This window comes from Curtobacterium sp. MCJR17_055 (genome assembly GCF_003224335.1).
In the GTDB taxonomy this organism is placed as follows: Bacteria; Actinomycetota; Actinomycetes; order Actinomycetales; family Microbacteriaceae; genus Curtobacterium.
In genome coordinates, this window is the sequence record NZ_QKLF01000005.1 from 370,094 (window position 1) to 386,497 (window position 16,404).

At 67.2% G+C, this 16,404-nt stretch carries 4 protein-coding genes; all 4 read left to right on the forward strand.

The window, feature by feature from the left end; translation table 11 throughout:
- The first annotated feature begins 111 nt into the window (after nucleotides 1-111).
- Genes DEJ16_RS13605 through DEJ16_RS13620 form a run of 4 tightly spaced genes read left to right on the forward strand, consistent with a single transcriptional unit; the run spans nucleotide 112 to nucleotide 16,389 of the window.
- Nucleotides 112-3,084, forward strand: a complete 2,973-nt coding sequence (locus DEJ16_RS13605) for a DEAD/DEAH box helicase (RefSeq protein ID WP_258365984.1) — start codon at nucleotides 112-114, stop codon at nucleotides 3,082-3,084.
- A gap of 3 nt (nucleotides 3,085-3,087) precedes the next feature.
- The gene (locus tag DEJ16_RS13610; protein WP_258365985.1) at nucleotides 3,088-7,755 is read left to right on the forward strand and encodes an Eco57I restriction-modification methylase domain-containing protein; all 4,668 of its coding nucleotides are present in this window, start codon (nucleotides 3,088-3,090) and stop codon (nucleotides 7,753-7,755) included.
- Nucleotides 7,752-14,156: a DEAD/DEAH box helicase gene (locus tag DEJ16_RS13615; protein ID WP_110826101.1), complete on the forward strand. Its 6,405-nt coding sequence runs from the start codon at nucleotides 7,752-7,754 to the stop codon at nucleotides 14,154-14,156. The genes DEJ16_RS13610 and DEJ16_RS13615 overlap by 4 nt, the downstream gene beginning before the upstream one ends.
- Nucleotide 14,157: 1 nt before the next feature.
- On the forward strand, nucleotides 14,158-16,389 hold the full coding sequence (locus DEJ16_RS13620) for a 3'-5' exonuclease (protein WP_110826102.1): 2,232 nt from the start codon (nucleotides 14,158-14,160) through the stop codon (nucleotides 16,387-16,389).
- Nucleotides 16,390-16,404 lie beyond the last annotated feature (15 nt).

Sequence of the window (16,404 nt, forward strand, 5' to 3'; positions counted from 1 at the left end):
CGGCAAGCTCGCCACGGCGGGCGAGCGCCAGCGGCGACATTAGGCTGAGACGAAGCGCAGCGGCGAGGGCTGGCTGCGCAGGGGTGAAACAGGGGTGAAAGGTAACAACACGTGTCGTTGATCGACGTCGATTCGTCAACCGTCGAAGGAGCATGGCCGAACGTCGCACCGGGGAGCGTCGTGCTCGTTCGTGACGCCGAGTGGCTCGTGCTCTCGACGGCACCGACCGGCTCCGGTCTCCTCGTTACCGTGCAGGGCCTGTCAGAACTCGTCCGGGACACCACCGCCACCTTCTACAGCGATCTCGACGACATCGAGCCGCTTGACCCTGCGCAGGCGAAGGTCGAAGCAGACGGATCGTCCGGCTATCGCCGCGCAAAGCTCTGGCTCGAGGCGACTCTCCGCAAGACCCCGGTGCCGCTGCACGAGGACGCCCTGACCGTGAGCACTCAGATGCTCGCAGACCCGCTCGACTACCAGCGCGCCGCGGTGCGGAAGGCCCTCGACCGCGACAACCTCCGTCCGCGCCTCCTGATCGCCGACGCTGTCGGGCTCGGCAAGACCGTCGAGATCGGGATGATCCTGTCCGAGCTCGTGCGTCGAGGCCGCGGCGAGCGCATCCTCATCGTGACGCCGAAGCACGTCCTCGAGCAGATGCAGCAGGAGATGTGGACGAAGTTCGCACTCCCCTTCGTCCGGCTCGACTCCCTCGGTATCCAGCGCGTGCGCCAGAAGCTGCCGGCGACCCGCAACCCGTTCAGCATGTACAAGCGGGCGATCATCTCGGTCGACACGTTGAAGCAGAGTCAGTACCGCATCCACCTCGAGAAGCAGCGCTGGGATGCGGTCGTCATCGACGAAGCGCACAACGTCATGAACAACACGACGTTGAACGGCGAGCTCGCGTCGCGTCTCGCCCCGCAGACCGATGCACTCATCCTCGCGTCTGCGACGCCGCACAACGGCAAGAAGGACTCGTTCGCACGGCTCGTGCGCTTGCTCGACCCGACCGCGGTGACCCCTGAGGGCGATCTGATCGAGGATGAGGTGAAGCGACTGATCATCCGCCGGCACCGGCACAGTCCTGCCGTCGCGATGGAGGTCGGTGCCGACTGGGCAGAACGGCAGGAGCCGAACAACGTCCTGGTCCCTGCATCTCCTGCCGAGGCGGCGATCGCCGAGGAGCTCTCCACGGTCTGGCTTCACCCGCAAGGCGGACGGTCGCCGTATTCCGGCGAGAACGCGTCGCTCTTCCCCTGGACCCTTGCGAAGGCGTTCCTGTCGTCGCCGAGCGCCCTCGACGAATCGGTGCGCGAGCGTCTGAAGCGGCTCCGGAAGGGCGATGCCGACAGCGATGTCCAGCGCGAGATCGACGCGCTGGAGCGACTCGAGCAGCTCACCGTCACCGCGCTGAGCTCGAGCTCCGGGAAGTACGACGCCCTCCTGCAGCACGCCAGGAGCATAGGTGTCGGCCCGAAGTCCGAGGAGCGCCTCGTGGTGTTCTCGGAGCGCGTTGCGACCCTGCACTGGCTGCGCCAGAAGCTCGCGAAGGACCTCAAGCTGTCGGACAAGCAGATCCGCGTGATGCACGGAGGTCTGACGGACCAGGAGCAGCAGGAGCTCGTGGACAGCTTCAAGCAATCCGCCTCCCCCATCCGCGTGCTGATCACCGGCGACGTCGCGAGCGAGGGAGTGAACCTCCACTCCCAGTGCCACGAACTCGTGCACTTCGACATCCCGTGGAGCCTCATCCGCATCGAGCAACGCAACGGCCGCATCGACCGGTACGGCCAGAAGCACTCCCCTCGCATCACGACCCTCCTGCTCGACGTCGACGACCACGAGTTCGCGGGCGACGTCCGCGTGCTCAGGAACCTCCTCGAGCGCGAGACCGAGGCGCACTCTGCGCTGGGTGACGTCGCGTCGCTGATGGGCGAGTACACCGCTGTCGCCGAGGAGTCAGCGATCCGCGACGTGCTCCTCCGCCAGCGCAGCTTCGACGACGCAGTCCCGACCGTCGAAGCAACCCTCGAGGACGGCGACGAGATCACGCGGCTCATGGCCGAACTCGCCGCCGAACAAGCGAGCGAGAGCGAGAACGACGCCACACGGGCACCTGATGACACCCCGAAGAACGAAACCGCGAACCGTCAGCAGCGCGACAAGACTGACATCGGTACCGGCCTGTTCCCTGACCTCGTTTCGTTCCTCGACACAGCGCTGGCCGAACGCTTCACCACACCGACCGCCGACGTCGACCACGGCGGTGTCGCCTGGTCCCGCACCAACGCCATCGCGCAGATCGAACCCACTGCCGATCTCCGACAGCGGCTCGAAGTCCTGCCGCAGTCGTACCTCCGCGACCGGCGCGTCACGGAGCGACTGCTCCTGGCGACCACTCCGATCCAGGGCAAGGCCGAGGTCGACAGCGCGATCAACAACAAATCGAGCCCGTCGACCTGGCCACACGCGCACTTCCTCGGACCGCTGCACCCCGTCCTCGACTGGGCTGCGGACAGCGCTCTCTCCCGACTCGGACGAAACCGCGTGTTCGCCGTCCGTGGCGCCGTCGACCACCCCGTCGTCGTCGTCCACGCCACCCTGACGAACCGCGCCGGCCAGGTCGTCGCCGGGTCGTTCCTGACCGTCGACTTCCCTGGCGTCGCGGAGCACTCGTTCCACTTCACCCAGTCGCACGCGGACGCACGCGCCGCTCTGGCCCACGTCGGGTTCACCTCCGAGGTGAAGACGAACCCAGGAGCGGTCGATGCGGCGCCGCTGCAGGACCTGATCCCGACTGCAGTCGACGCCGCCCGCAACCAAGCGGTTCAGCAGATGGAGGCCACGGCAGACGACATTCGCCGCCGCGTGCACCAGTGGGCCGCGCGGATCGATGACTGGCAGGGCGCAGCGGCCGAACAGACCCAACTGCGCGGGCTCCGAGAACACCGCGACCGCGTGGACGACGAATCAAAGCTCGTGGAGCGCATGACGCCCAACCAGCACTTCGTGCGTCCCCTGCTCGTCGTCGCCCCTGCGGACAGCCCCACTGCCCCCGAAGAACACCCTGGAAGCGAGCACTGACGCGTGGGAACCCTGACCTCGGAAGCGATCGTCGTCGGCGAAGACTGGATCAGCGAGCACTACCTCACCACCGACGCGAAGTCGCAGTCCTTCCAGAGCCGGGTGCTCGAGCGCCGGGCAGCCTGGGACGCCGACGATGCGGAGGGCTGCGCGTCGACGCGCTCTCGCTTCAGCGCGAAGCGCGCCGAGCTGATGGACTTCCTCGCCACCGTTAACCCGGACGGCGTCGATGACGCTGCTGACGGCCAGGAGGCTCTGCACGCCCTGTCGACGCACCTGCGGTCCGTCCTCGGGTACGCCCAGGGCGTCTTCCACATCGATGAAGCAGGTCCGGTCCGACACGTGGCCATTCACGGGCTCGAAGACGCGGCGCCGCTGGCGCTCATCGACGCCAAGCCGGTCGCACAACTCGAGGACGTGCTTGCCAAAGACGGCGACACGCTGCTGTCCGCTTGGACGCCGGACGTCGACGACCCCAAGCCGCTGACCTCGGTCGTCCGGGCGCTTTCGGTCGTGTTCGAGGGGACCGCGAAGTTCGCACTCGTCTTCGCAGGCCGCTGGCTCCTGGTGGCCGAACGCGACCGGTGGTACGAGGGTCGCTACCTCGCGCTCGACGTGCAGCTCGCGTGCGAGCGGAACGACACCAAGCGAGGCGGCGAGATCGATCGCGTCCTGACATGTGTGGAAGCTGCCTCACTCGCCCCCGACAGTGACGGCGACGTGTGGTGGACCTCGACGCTCGAAGACGCGGTCAAGCACACCGTCGGTGTCTCCGAGGACCTGCGTGAGGGTGTCCGCGAGTCGATCGAGATCATCGCGAACGACGTCGTCCAGCGCCGACGGGAGCAGGGGCTCGAGCCGCTGCCGAAGGACCAGGCGCAGCCGCTGGCAAAGCAGTCCCTGCGGTTCCTCTACCGCATCCTGTTCCTGCTCTACGCGGAGGCCTCCCCTCAGCTCGGCGTCCTGCCGGTGAACGCGCCGGAGTACGAAAACGGCTACAGCCTCGACCGACTCCGGGAACTCGCGCTTGTGGTGATCGAGAGCCCGCAGGGCGAGCGTGCCACGCACCTCTACCAGTCGCTCGACGTGCTGTTCCGCCTCGTGGATCGTGGGCACGCGCCCAAGGCGACGGATGACGACGGAGCCGAGCCGGGCCTCCAGTTCGAGAGCCTGCGTGCTGACCTGTTCAAGCCCGAGGCGATCGCGCTCATCGGCGAGGTCGGTCTCAGTGACCAAAATCTGCAGCAGGTGCTGCGCCGATTGCTCCTGAGCAAGGAGGCGAAGGGTCGGGACCGGGGCTACATCAGCTACGCCGACCTCGGGATCAATCAGCTCGGTGCGGTCTACGAGGGCCTCATGTCCTACACGGGCTTCTTCGCCGAGGAAGACCTGTTCGAGGTGGCGCCGAACGGCGATCCGTCGAAGGGCTCGTGGGTCGTCCCCGTCGGACGCGAGAACGGCATCAAGTCGCACCACTTCGTGACACGGGAGGACCCGACGACGGGCCAGCCGAAGCGGGTGCGTCACCCCGCTGGCTCGTTCGTCTACCGTCTCGCCGGCCGAGAGCGCCAGCAGTCGGCGTCGTACTACACGCCGGAGGTGCTGACGCAGTTCACGGTGTCGCAGGCGCTCGAGGAGCTGCTCGACCAGGACGGTCAGCGGACGAGCGCGGAGGACATCCTCGCGCTGACGGTCTGTGAACCCGCACTCGGCTCCGGCGCGTTCGCGATCGAAGCCGTTCGTCAGCTCGCGGAGCAGTACTTGAAGCGCCGCGAGGAGGAGCTCGGCGAGCGCGTCGACCCAGATGACCGGCCACGCCAGCTGCAGAAGATCAAGGCTGCGATCGCGCTCCACCAAGTCTACGGCGTCGACCTCAACGCGACCGCCGTCGAGTTCGCCGAGATCACGCTGTGGCTCGACACCATGTCGGAGGGACTCGAGGCTCCGTGGTTCGGCCTGCACCTCCGGCGCGGCAACTCGCTGATCGGTGCCCGCCGTGCCGTCTACGACCGATCGTCGGTCTCCAGCAAAGCGTGGCTCAAGCAGGTGCCGCGGGACGTTCCGCTCCTCAACGAGGTCGAACTCGGCGAGGGGCAGCTCCGCGCGTCGACCGCTGGTGCCGTGCACCACTTCCTCCTGCCCGCCGAGGGCTGGGGCAGCGCGGTCGATGCCAAGGAGGCGAAGGAACTCGCGCCGGAAGCGCTCGCAGCGTTGAAGACGTGGCGTCGCGGCATCCTGGCGAAGCCGACGACGAAGCAGCTCGACCAGCTCGTCGCACTCGGCTATCGCGTCGAGACCATGTGGGACCTCGCGCGACGCCGGCTGACCATCGCCGAGCAGGAGATCCGACGCGACATCCCGCTGTGGGGCCGCGAACAGCCGGGATCCGAGCGGAAGCCCGCCGTCTCTCGCGAGGAGATCGAACGGACCCTGAACGATCGGGACGGCGCCTACCAGCGACTCCGTCGGGTGATGGACGCGTGGTGCGCGATGTGGTTCTGGCCGCTCACGAATGCACTCACCGACGGGGCGACGCCGCCGACGCTCGACGAGTGGATCGCGACCCTCCGCGAGCTCCTCGGAGAGCAGACGGTCGCGAAGCCGAAGGCGGTCGCTCAGGGTCAGGTCACCCTCGGCTCATCGCAGTCCGGTTGGGAGGCGCTCAACGACGAGGAGCGCGACGACCTCGACTTCGCGAGCGCGCGACATGTCGCAGATGTTCTCCAGGACCACCCGTGGCTTGCGGCGACGCAGCGCCTCGCTGATCAGCAGGGTTTCTTCCACTGGGAGCTCGACTTCGCCAGCGTGTTCGAGCGCGGAGGCTTCGACCTACAGGTGGGTAATCCTCCTTGGGTGAAGCCGGATTGGGACGAGACTGCGATGCTCGCGGAAGGCGATGCCTGGTGGGCTCTGAACCCGAAACCTCCGACGGCCGAGGCAGAACGGCGGAGATCCGAAGCGCTTACCCTGGCGAGCTTCAAAAGCGAATTTTTGGACAGCCTGACGGCTGTTCTGGCGACGAGGTCCGCGGTCTCGGCTCGCACGGAATACCCTCTGCTCGAGGGGCTCAGGCCAGACCTCTACCGATGCTTTATGGCGTGCACGTGGAAACACAGCAGCCGCTCGGGCGCAATTGGTCTGATCCATCCCGAGACGCACTTCACGGATGAGAAGGCCGGGTCTCTCCGCGCACTTACGTATGCCCGCCTTCGGCGCCATTGGCAGTTCGTCAATGAGCTGACGCTCTTCGACGTGCATCATCTCGTGTCGTACGGTGTGCACGTCTACTCGGCAGACGGCGCCGTCGGCTTCCTGCAAGCGACGAGCCTCTACCACCCGCAGACGGTCGCGGGCTCGCTGCGCCACAGTGGAGAGGGAGAAGAGCCCGGCCTGAAGAACAGGGAGGGCAAGTGGGACCTTCGTCCGCACCAGTCGAGGATCGTCACCGTGACCGACGAAACGCTCGCGACGTGGCACGCGGTCCTGGAGGACGAGTCGGTGCCGGTGCGTCAGTCGCGGATGGTGTACGCGGTGAACCGTTCGACTGCTGCTGTGCTCGACAAACTCTCGAAGAGCAAGCGCATCGGGGACCTCCAACTTGAGTTCTCCGGCGGCTGGAACGAGACAACCGACTTCAAACGCGGCTTGTTCAAGAAGTCCTGGGGGCCGGTCACGACCTGGGATGAAGTGATTCTGCAGGGCCCCCACATCTTCGTCGGCAACCCATTCTACAAGTCGCCCAACGAGACGATGCTCCACAACCAGGACTGGTCCCCGATCGACCTCGAGACGCTCGCCCCTGAGGCGATGGCGACTACCGCATACAAGCCAGCCGGGGATCGTGCTGTTTACGACACCGCCTACACACGCTGGGGCGAGGAGAAGCGCCCCGCTCGCGACTTCTACCGAGTGGCATGGCGAAGAATGGCGGCTAATACCGGCGAGCGCACGTTGATTCCAGTCATCATTCCGCCCGGCTCGGCGCACGTTGATGGCATCTATTCCGCGGCCACCGAGAACGCATCGGATCTCCTCTTGGCGGCAGGATCACTCGCAAGCCTCGTGTCCGATGCGGCGACAAGGGCGGTTCCCAAGGGCGACATCCGAGCTGGGAGTTTAGTCCGACTGCCCCTGGCACAAGGCAAGCCTGCGAGTCTTATCCGTCACCGCGTAGCCCGTTTGGAGTGTGTGACGAGTGCTTACTCCGCGCTTTGGCTACGAGCGTTCGAGGACGTATGGCAGACCGACAACTGGGTTTCGCCTCGTTCCAACGTTCTGCTGGCAAGTCGGTCACAAGATTGGACGGTGAGCGTCCCCCTACGGAGGGCCGCGGACCGGCGACAGGCGCTGGTTGAAATCGACGCTCTCGTCGCTCTGTCTCTCGACTTGACGGCTGACGAGCTGTGCACCATCTATCGGACTCAGTTCGCCGTGCTGTACGGCTACGACCGCAACGTGTACTTCTACGACGCGAACGGACGGCTTGTTCCGAACGAGGTACTCAAGGTGTGGCGACAGAAGCAGGACGCGATCAGCGAGGACGAGCGCACGGCGACGAACGCCTCGGGTAACACCTACACGTACGAGCTGCCGTTCCGAACGCTGGACCGCGAAGCGGACATGCGCCAGGCGTACGCCCACTTCGAGAAGCTGCTGAAGGACGAGGCATGAGCGAGCTGCTCCCCTCAGTGCAGGCCGGCGAGATCACCAAAGGTCTCGTCGACTTCCTGACCACGACGTTCGCGCTCTCGGAGCCTGAAGCACAGACGACGCTGGAGCAGTTCTTGCAGGATCCGAAGGACGGCATCTTCCGAGGCCCGTACGTCCGGCTCCGGCTGCCGTTCCGTGCAGCGGATCCCGGCTGGGAGTCGGCGCTCGAGTGGACTCCACCGTTTCCGCCATACGGGCACCAGGCGGAAGCGATCGCCCGGCTCTCGAGCTTGCGGACGCCCGAGCACGACGGCCCGCAGCCGACGCTGGTGACGACCGGGACCGGTTCGGGCAAGACCGAGGCGTTCCTCTACCCGATCCTCGACCACGTCCTCCGCGCGAAGCGCCAGGGCATCGAGGGGATCAAGGCGCTCATCCTCTACCCGATGAACGCGCTGGCGAACGACCAGTCCCGCCGCATCACCGACCTGATCATGACCGACCCCGCACTCGGCGGAATCCGCGCGGCGCTCTACGTCGGTGAGGAAGGCCCCCAGCGCTCGACCGTGACGAAGGACGGGCTGATCACCTCACGTCCCGCCATGCGTGAGCAAGCGCCGGACATCCTGCTCACCAACTACAAGATGTTGGACCAGCTCCTGCTGCGACCGTCTGACGCGACCCTCTGGGACCAGAGCGCCACGAGCCTCCAGTACCTGGTCCTCGACGAGTTCCATACGTACGACGGTGCGCAGGGGACGGACGTGGCCATGCTGCTGCGGCGCCTCGGTCTCGCACTCAAGGGGCGGTGGGGCGAGGACGACTTCGATGAGGCGGCGCGGCAGCGCCCCCTCGGGGTCATCGTGCCAGTCGCGACCTCGGCGACGCTCGGTGACGGCAGCGACCCGAGCGCGATGGTCGCGTTCGCGAACACGGTGTTCGGCGGACGGTTCGATGCGTCGAGTGTCGTCACCGAGACGCGACTGTCCGTTGACGAGTGGTCTCGTGAGTCCATCGAGTCGATCAAGAAGCTGCACCTGGCGCCGGTTCCGGTGATCGACGCACGCGCGGCGCAGCTCCAGGAGCGACTCGGCGGGCAACGCCGCAGCCCGGAGGAGATCACGGCCGCGGTGCTCGAGTTGTTCTACGTCGCGATGGAGGCTGAGGAAGGTCAGGAGCGCTATGAGGCCGCGCTTGCCTCGGCGACGGACGATGCAGACCGGCTCGAACTCGAGTTCGCGCTCATGCTGGCTCATCCCTTCGTCCGCGCGCTCGTGACCGCGAGTGAGCGGGCAACATCTCTCGCAGAGCTCGCGCGGACGCTGTTCCCCGACGAACTCGTCGCCGGCGAGCGGCCCGCGGACCGTGACGACGCTCGCCGAACCACGATCGTGATGGTGCTCGCCGCGCTCAGCCACCTCCGTAAGGAGTTCGGACGCCGGTCCGTGTCGGTCGATCTCCATCTCTGGGTCCGCGCGCTCACACGCGTCGACCGGGCGGCACAGTCGCTGCCGGACTTCCGCTGGGCCGACGATGGGGAGCTGCGCACCGATGTGGGGGCCGGAGACGCGGCCGCCGAGGTCGCTCCCGCCTTCCCCGCGCTCTACTGCCGGCATTGCGGTCGCAGCGGCTGGGGCGTCGAGCTGGCGCCGACCGGCTGGGACCTGTCTCAGACCGATGCGAACATCCGTCGGAACCACGCCAACAAGCAGTCGAAGAGCCGGTTCCGGGCACTCATCCACGCTCCCCGCGAAGGGGAACTGGCCCTCGCTGGGGCGAGCGACGACGACGGCCTGACCACCGGCCCGTGGTGGTTCCGCGTCGCCGACCGGCAGATCACCAGCGAGCGCCCGAGCGCGGACGACGAAGGCGTCGCCGTGCCGATCCTCACCCTGACGGGTAACGCCGCGGACGAAGAGTCACGCGACGACGTCTGCCCGAACTGCGGCAAGACGAACGGCATCCGGTTCCTCGGATCCGCGATCGCCACGCAGTTGTCGACCGTCGTCACGACCCTCTTCGGCGATCGGCACCTCGACGACGGCGAGAAGAAGGCGCTGGTCTTCACCGACAGCGTGCAGGACGCCGCGCACCGAGCCGGCTTCATCCAGAGTCGGGCGCGCGTCTTCAACCTGCGCAATGCCGTGCGACAAGCCGTGGCAGAGGAGACCACGCTCGACGACATCCCGGCGGCGATGATGGCATCTGCCCACACGCCGAGCGAACGGTACCGGCTCCTCCCGCCAGACCTTGCTGAGCGCGAAGGCTTCCGTGCGTTCTGGGACACGGAGAAGGCAGCGTCCGCAGTCGTCAGGAAGCGCGTCCAGCGACGGCTCGCGTTCGACCTCGCACTCGAGTTCGGTCTCGAGTCGCGGGTCGGGCGGACGCTCGAAGAGACCGGCAGCCTGGCAGCGCACGTCGAAGCGGGGCCGGCCACCCGACTGGAGGCTGTTGGTCGCGTTGCCGTCGAAGGTCTCGAGGTCGACTGGTCACTCGACGATGCCCGTGACGGATTGATGGACGCCGCTTCCGTCGTTCGATGGGTGCGCGGCACATTGGAACGGTTGCGTGAACGCGGCGCGATCGACCATCCGTGGCTGAACAAGTACGTCGAGAACGACGGCAACCGCCATTGGGTCTGGGGCGGCCGTCCGCGCCAAGAGGGGATGCCTGCGTTCCCCCGCGGACGCGAAGCGCCCGCTTTTGCAAGGGTGGGCAAGAAGACAAGCGGTTCACGCGAATCAGCGCTCGACACGGTCACCTCCTCGCAGAGCTGGTACGCACGGTGGACTGCTCGCTGCCTCGGCGTCGTTCCGTCGGCGGGCGAGAAGCTCGCTCGACGGCTCTTCGAGACACTCGACCGCGAAGGGATCGTGACGTCGAGACCGATCACAGGCGGTGACACCCGCGCCTACGGCCTGGCGCCGAGCAGCATCATCATCGGACCGGTCTCCGGAGCCGGAGCCGGAGCCGGCCAAACGCTCGTGTGCGACACGTGCGAGACCGAGACGCCGTCCGCTCACATCACCGCCGATCAGCTCGCCGGTGGCCCGTGCACCACGGCGCGGTGCCCGGGAACGCTCCTGCGCAAAGACTCGAAGCCGGAGAACTTCTACCGGGACCAGTACGACAACGGGCAGATGCGCCGGGTCGTCGCTCGCGAGCACACGAGTCTGCTCGAGGACAAGCTGCGGCTCGACTACGAGACCCAGTTCAAGAACAGCGATGCGCGGCCGGACGCGCCGAACGTGCTCGTCGCGACACCGACCCTCGAGATGGGCATCGACATCGGTGACCTCTCGACCGTGTTCCTCGCTGGGCTCCCCCGCACCGTGTCGTCGTACCTGCAGCGGGTCGGTCGCGCCGGGCGGCTGACGGGAAACGCTTTCATCCTCGCGTTCGTCCTCGGACGCGGTGACCAGCTCCCGAAGATCGGGGATCCGTCGTCGGTCATCAACGGAGCCGTCCGGCCTCCGGCGACCTACCTGAACGCGGTCGAGATCCTGCAGCGTCAGTACACCGCGTTCGTCATCGACCAGCTCGCCGCGGACGGAGCGTTGCCAGAGACCCAGTACGCGCCGAAGGTCTTGAACGACTCCGAACCGGGCTCGTTCCTCGACCTGGTCATCACGAGTGCCGAGCAGCACGTGGACCAGCACCTGGCACGCTTCACCGGCGCCTTCGACTCGCTGAACGAGGAAGTGGTCAGCGGGCTCTCTGACTGGGCCCGGCCTGTGGGGTCAGAGGCTCGGTCGAGTCAGCTCGCTCGGACGTTGCTCGACGCGAGCCTGCACTGGAACCAGGAGCTCGAGCGGCTCCGGCTCCGGACGAAGGCGATCGAGGAGTCGTTGCCGGAGCTCAAGCGCATGGCGGAGCTGACGAAGGAGAGCGAGGACGTGTCGGCCCACAACGCGGCTCGGGCCTCGCTGCGCTTGGCGAAGAAGCAGGCCGGGCAGCGACGGACGGAGTTCTGGGTCGCGGCCCTCGAACGGTACGGAGTGCTCCCGAACTACACGCTGCTCGACGACCGAGTCCAGCTGGACGTCGGACTCACCTGGGTCGACCCGGAGTCCGGTGAGTTCGCAGAAGAGCAGCGGAGCTACGAGCGAGGACGCAGCCGGGCGATCAGCGAGTTCGCGCCCGGCGCGCACTTCTACGCGCAGGGGCTCGACGTGACCATCGATGCCGTCGACCTCGGGACCGACGGCGAACGCGTTCGTGCCCTGGCCTTCTGCCCCGACTGCGGTTTCGCCCGAGACTTGGAAGAGGGTGCCGTCGTGACGTGTCCGCGGTGTTCGAGCACCGCAATCGCGGACGTCGACCAGCGACTGCGCGTCGTCGAAATCGAGCACGTCTCGGCGGAGGTCCGCCGCGACGAGTCGAGCATCAGCGACTCCAGCGAGGACCGCGAGCGGGTTCGCTTCACGGTCCAGCTCGCTGCCGACCTCGACGAGGCGAACGTCTCGGCGCAGTGGTACGTGGACGAAGTCGGGTTCGGCTGCAAGTTCGCGCGTGCGATGACCTTGCGCTGGGTGAACCTCGGTCGGGCGGGCCTCGGGGCGACGCGGTTCATCGCCGGCGCAGAACACGCTTCACCCCTGTTCCGTCTCTGCAAGGGCTGCGGGAAGCTCGACCGCGAAGGCGACACAAACAACGCGTGGGAACACCGCGTGTGGTGCCGTTACCGGAAGGACCGGTCCGAGCACACCGACACGATCGCGCTCACGCGGACGCTCACGACGCAGGCGATCGTGCTGCGCGTCCCGCCGTCGATGACCGTCGGTGACGCGTTGTCCATGCCGAGCCTGTCCGCCGCGATCCAGCTCGGTCTGCGCGAGGTGATCGGTGGTGACCCCGACCACCTGCAGCTCAGCACCATGGCCGAACCCGTTCCGGGCGAGGACGTCAACAACCTCGCGCTGCTGATCCACGACACCGTCCCCGGTGGGACCGGCTACCTCGCCGACCTCGCGGACCCGTCGCGCATCCGCGAGGTGTTCGAGCAGGCCCTCGCCGCCCTCGAGCGGTGCGACTGTGCCAACGAACCGGTCCGAGCAGCGTGCGACAAGTGTCTGCTGCCGTTCGCCCCGGGGGGCGATGTGGGAAGCGTGTCGCGCACCAGCGCACTCCACAACCTCCAGGTGCTGCTGCAGTACCGCGACGGGAGCGCGTCGGACTGGTCCACGACCGAGGTCGACCCGGGTGTCCAAGACCCGGAGTCGCACCTCGAGCAGTGGTTCCGGAAGGTGTTCAAGGAGCGGGTGACGGCGCTCGGCGCCAGCCTCAAGGAGATCCCGGGCGAGTGGGGGTCGACTATCCAGGTCACGCTGCCGGGTCAGCACCGGACATGGTCGTTGCGGCCCCAGCAACTCGTCGGAGGCACGCGGCCGGACTTCGTGCTCGAGGCATCGGGCGCCCACGTCCCACCGGTCGCGATCTACACGGACGGGTTCGCCTACCACGCGTCGCCGGCGCATCTGCGACTGGCAGACGACGCGATGAAGCGCCAGGGCCTGCGCGATCTCGGCTACCGCGTCGTCGCGCTGACGTGGGACGACCTGCGCCGTCTGCGGGACGACGAAGCGGAGCCTGATCTGGACATCTACGACCCGTCGATGTCGTTGAAGTTCGCCGGGCCGTTCCAGCTGACCCCGGCGGACGTCAAGATGCTCAACGAGAACCCGATCACGACCCTGATGGGCTGGATCCAGAGCCCTGAGGATGCTGCAGCACGGACCGAGCGCCTCGCCGATGCGCTCCCGATGCTCGCGATCCCCAGGGGCAAGATGGTCGTCGAGAGCGGGTCGATCGTCGAGCAGGCGATCGCACTCGCGCTTGTCAGTAGCGGACCGGTCACGGCTGGTCCGACGTCCTGGGCGCTCCGGTCCGCACACCTCGCGATGCTCGCGCGTCGCCCGGTCGGCGCGCAGGGAGCGACGCCGCCCGAGACAGCGCTCGTGCTCGACGACAGCCCGGAAGCGCTGACCGCACCAGGGTTCCGGGAAGCTTGGCAGCGATGGCTCCGACTGTCGAACCTGCTCGGAGCACGCTTGGTCAAGCCGGTGACCATCACGACGGCCAGCTCCAGCGCCGGCATCGCCGTTGCTCCGACGGTGCCGGTACGCGAGGAGTCCCGCGCAGATCTCACGACGGAGTGGCAGGAGCTGATCGCGTTGGCCGAGCCGGAAGAGACGTCGATCCTTCGACAGCTCGTGGAAGCCGGCGTCGTCGTTCCCGTCCTCGGCCATGAGACGAGCAGCGGCATCCCCGTCCCGATCGCGTGGCCAGAGGAACGCATAGCGCTCGACGCACTGTTGAGCGAAGCAGACCGGGACGAACTCCTCGGTGACGGATGGTCGCTCGTCTCGCCCTCGGACGACCCTGCTCTCCTCCGAATCCCGCGCAACCGGAAGGACTCCTGACATGCCGTTGCTCGTCATGGCGAACATGCAGCAGAAGCTCGAGAAGGTTGTCCAGTTGAAGCTTTTCGCCTTCATGGCTAAATTGCAGACCGACGACACCCTGCCCGGGTTGCACATCGAGCCGATCGTCAACTCTGCAGACCCGCGCGCCCGGACCGGTCGTGTCGACCAGAAGCTGCGGGCGGTGCTCTACAAGATCGAGGTGCCGTCCGGGCCGACGACCTACGTCTGCGCGGGTGTGTACGAGCACGACGAGGGCACCGAGATCGCGAAGTCGCAGGTGCTTCGGGTCAACCCGGTCAACGGGGTGACAGAGCTGATCGCAGCGCCTGCACCGGCACCCGCTGCCCAGGCGGCCCAGTGGGTTCCTGAGCCGCCGACGTCGCAGAAGCCGTTCCTCGACCAGTTCGGGTACACGGCTGAAGACCTAACCAGCTCGCTCGGCTTCGACCTCGAGACAGCCGAACGACTCCTCGCGTTCGCCGCCGAGGACGAACTCCTGGCCTTCGCGGAGTCGTTGCCGAACCAGTGGCAGCAGAACGCGGCGCTCGGTCTCGCGGTCGGTGACTCGATCGAGGGGGTCAAGACCTCCCTCGGACTTGGTGACACGGAGCCGGACACAGCTGCTCCGGCGACGATGGACCGCCCCGCGGAGGTGACGCACAGCGGCTCTCCGGAGGAGACCGAGGCTTCGGAGCTGCTCGAATCACTCAAGCGCCCCGCGTCGCAGATGCAGTTCACGTTCGTCGATGATGATGAGGAACTTCGCCGGGTCATCGAGGGTGGCGACTTCGGAGCGTGGCGGGTGTTCCTGCACCCCGAACAGCGTGCCTACGCGACGCGCGCCTACAAAGGACCCTTCCGCTTGACCGGAGGTGCCGGCACGGGCAAGACGGTGGTCCTGCTGCACCGAGCTCGAGAACTCGCCGGGGACACGAACGCGCGGATCGTCCTCACCACGTTCACCAGGACCCTCGCCGGGATGCTCGACCGAGACCTCCGACGTCTCGATCCTCAGCTCGCTCGCGCATCGCAGCTCGGCGAGACCGGCATCCTCACCGCGGGGATCGACCAGCTCGCGCACGCCGTCCGGGACGCCGCAGATCCGGCCGGCTGGGAGCAGGCATCGATCGACGCCATCGGGTGGGACGCCGGGCGTTCCACCTCCCTGGTCTCGAACGGCATCGGATGGGACGAGGCAATTTTCGACGCCAAGCCCGACCTTCCCGGTGAGCTGCGGTCGCCCGCTTTCCTGGAGAGCGAGTACCTCCAAGTCGTCCTACCGAACGGTGTGATCACACGGGCGGACTACTTCGCCGCCCGACGCCCCGGCCGCGGGGTGGCTCTCGACCGGGCGAAGCGCGCTCAGGTGTGGTCCGTGATCGAACAGTTCCGGCGCAATGCGCGAGCCCATCGCCGGCTCTCGTGGGCAGAGCTCTCGTCCGTGGCTGCCGCATACCTCGACGCTTACCCCGAGGAGCGCCCCGCTGACCACGTCCTCGTCGATGAGGCCCAGGACCTGACGCCGAGCCACTGGACGATGCTCCGCGCGCTCGTCGGCGAGCACGGCAACGACCTGTTCGTCGCCGAGGACTCGCACCAGCGCATCTACGGGCAGCGGGTCGTACTGTCGCGTCTCGGCATCAAGATCGTGGGCAGGTCGCGGCGCCTCACCCTCAACTACCGGACGACGCAGCAGAACCTGCGGTACGCGCTCGGCGTGCTCGGAGGCGGCGAGTTCACGGACAGCGAGGGAAGCCCCCAGGACGAGCAGGGCTACCGGTCCGCGCGACTCGGACCCGACGTGCGCGTCCGGGGACATCAGACGCCCGCGGCGCAGTACGACGCGCTGGCGCAACAGCTTGAGGACTGGAGAGCCGAGTCCAGCGACGTGGAGTCGATGGCGGTGCTCGTCCGGACGAAGAGCGCGACCGAGACCGTGGTTCAGCAGCTCGCCACGCGGGAGGTGCCCGCGACGGAGAAGTCCGCACGCGGCAAGGTCCGGGTGATGACGATGCACAGCGCCAAGGGCCTCGAGTTCTCCCGGGTCGTCCTGTTCGACGTTTCCGAGGGTGTCGTCCCGAACAAGCTGGCCCTGCAACATGCAGCGCCCGAAGAGCGAGGCGACGCCGAACTCAGGGAACGATCACTGCTGTACGTCGCCGCCAGCCGTGCTCGCGATGAGCTCGTCGTCAGCTGGCAAGGAGCGCCATCCCCGCTCCTTGCACGCTGAGCACCTCTTCGCCGT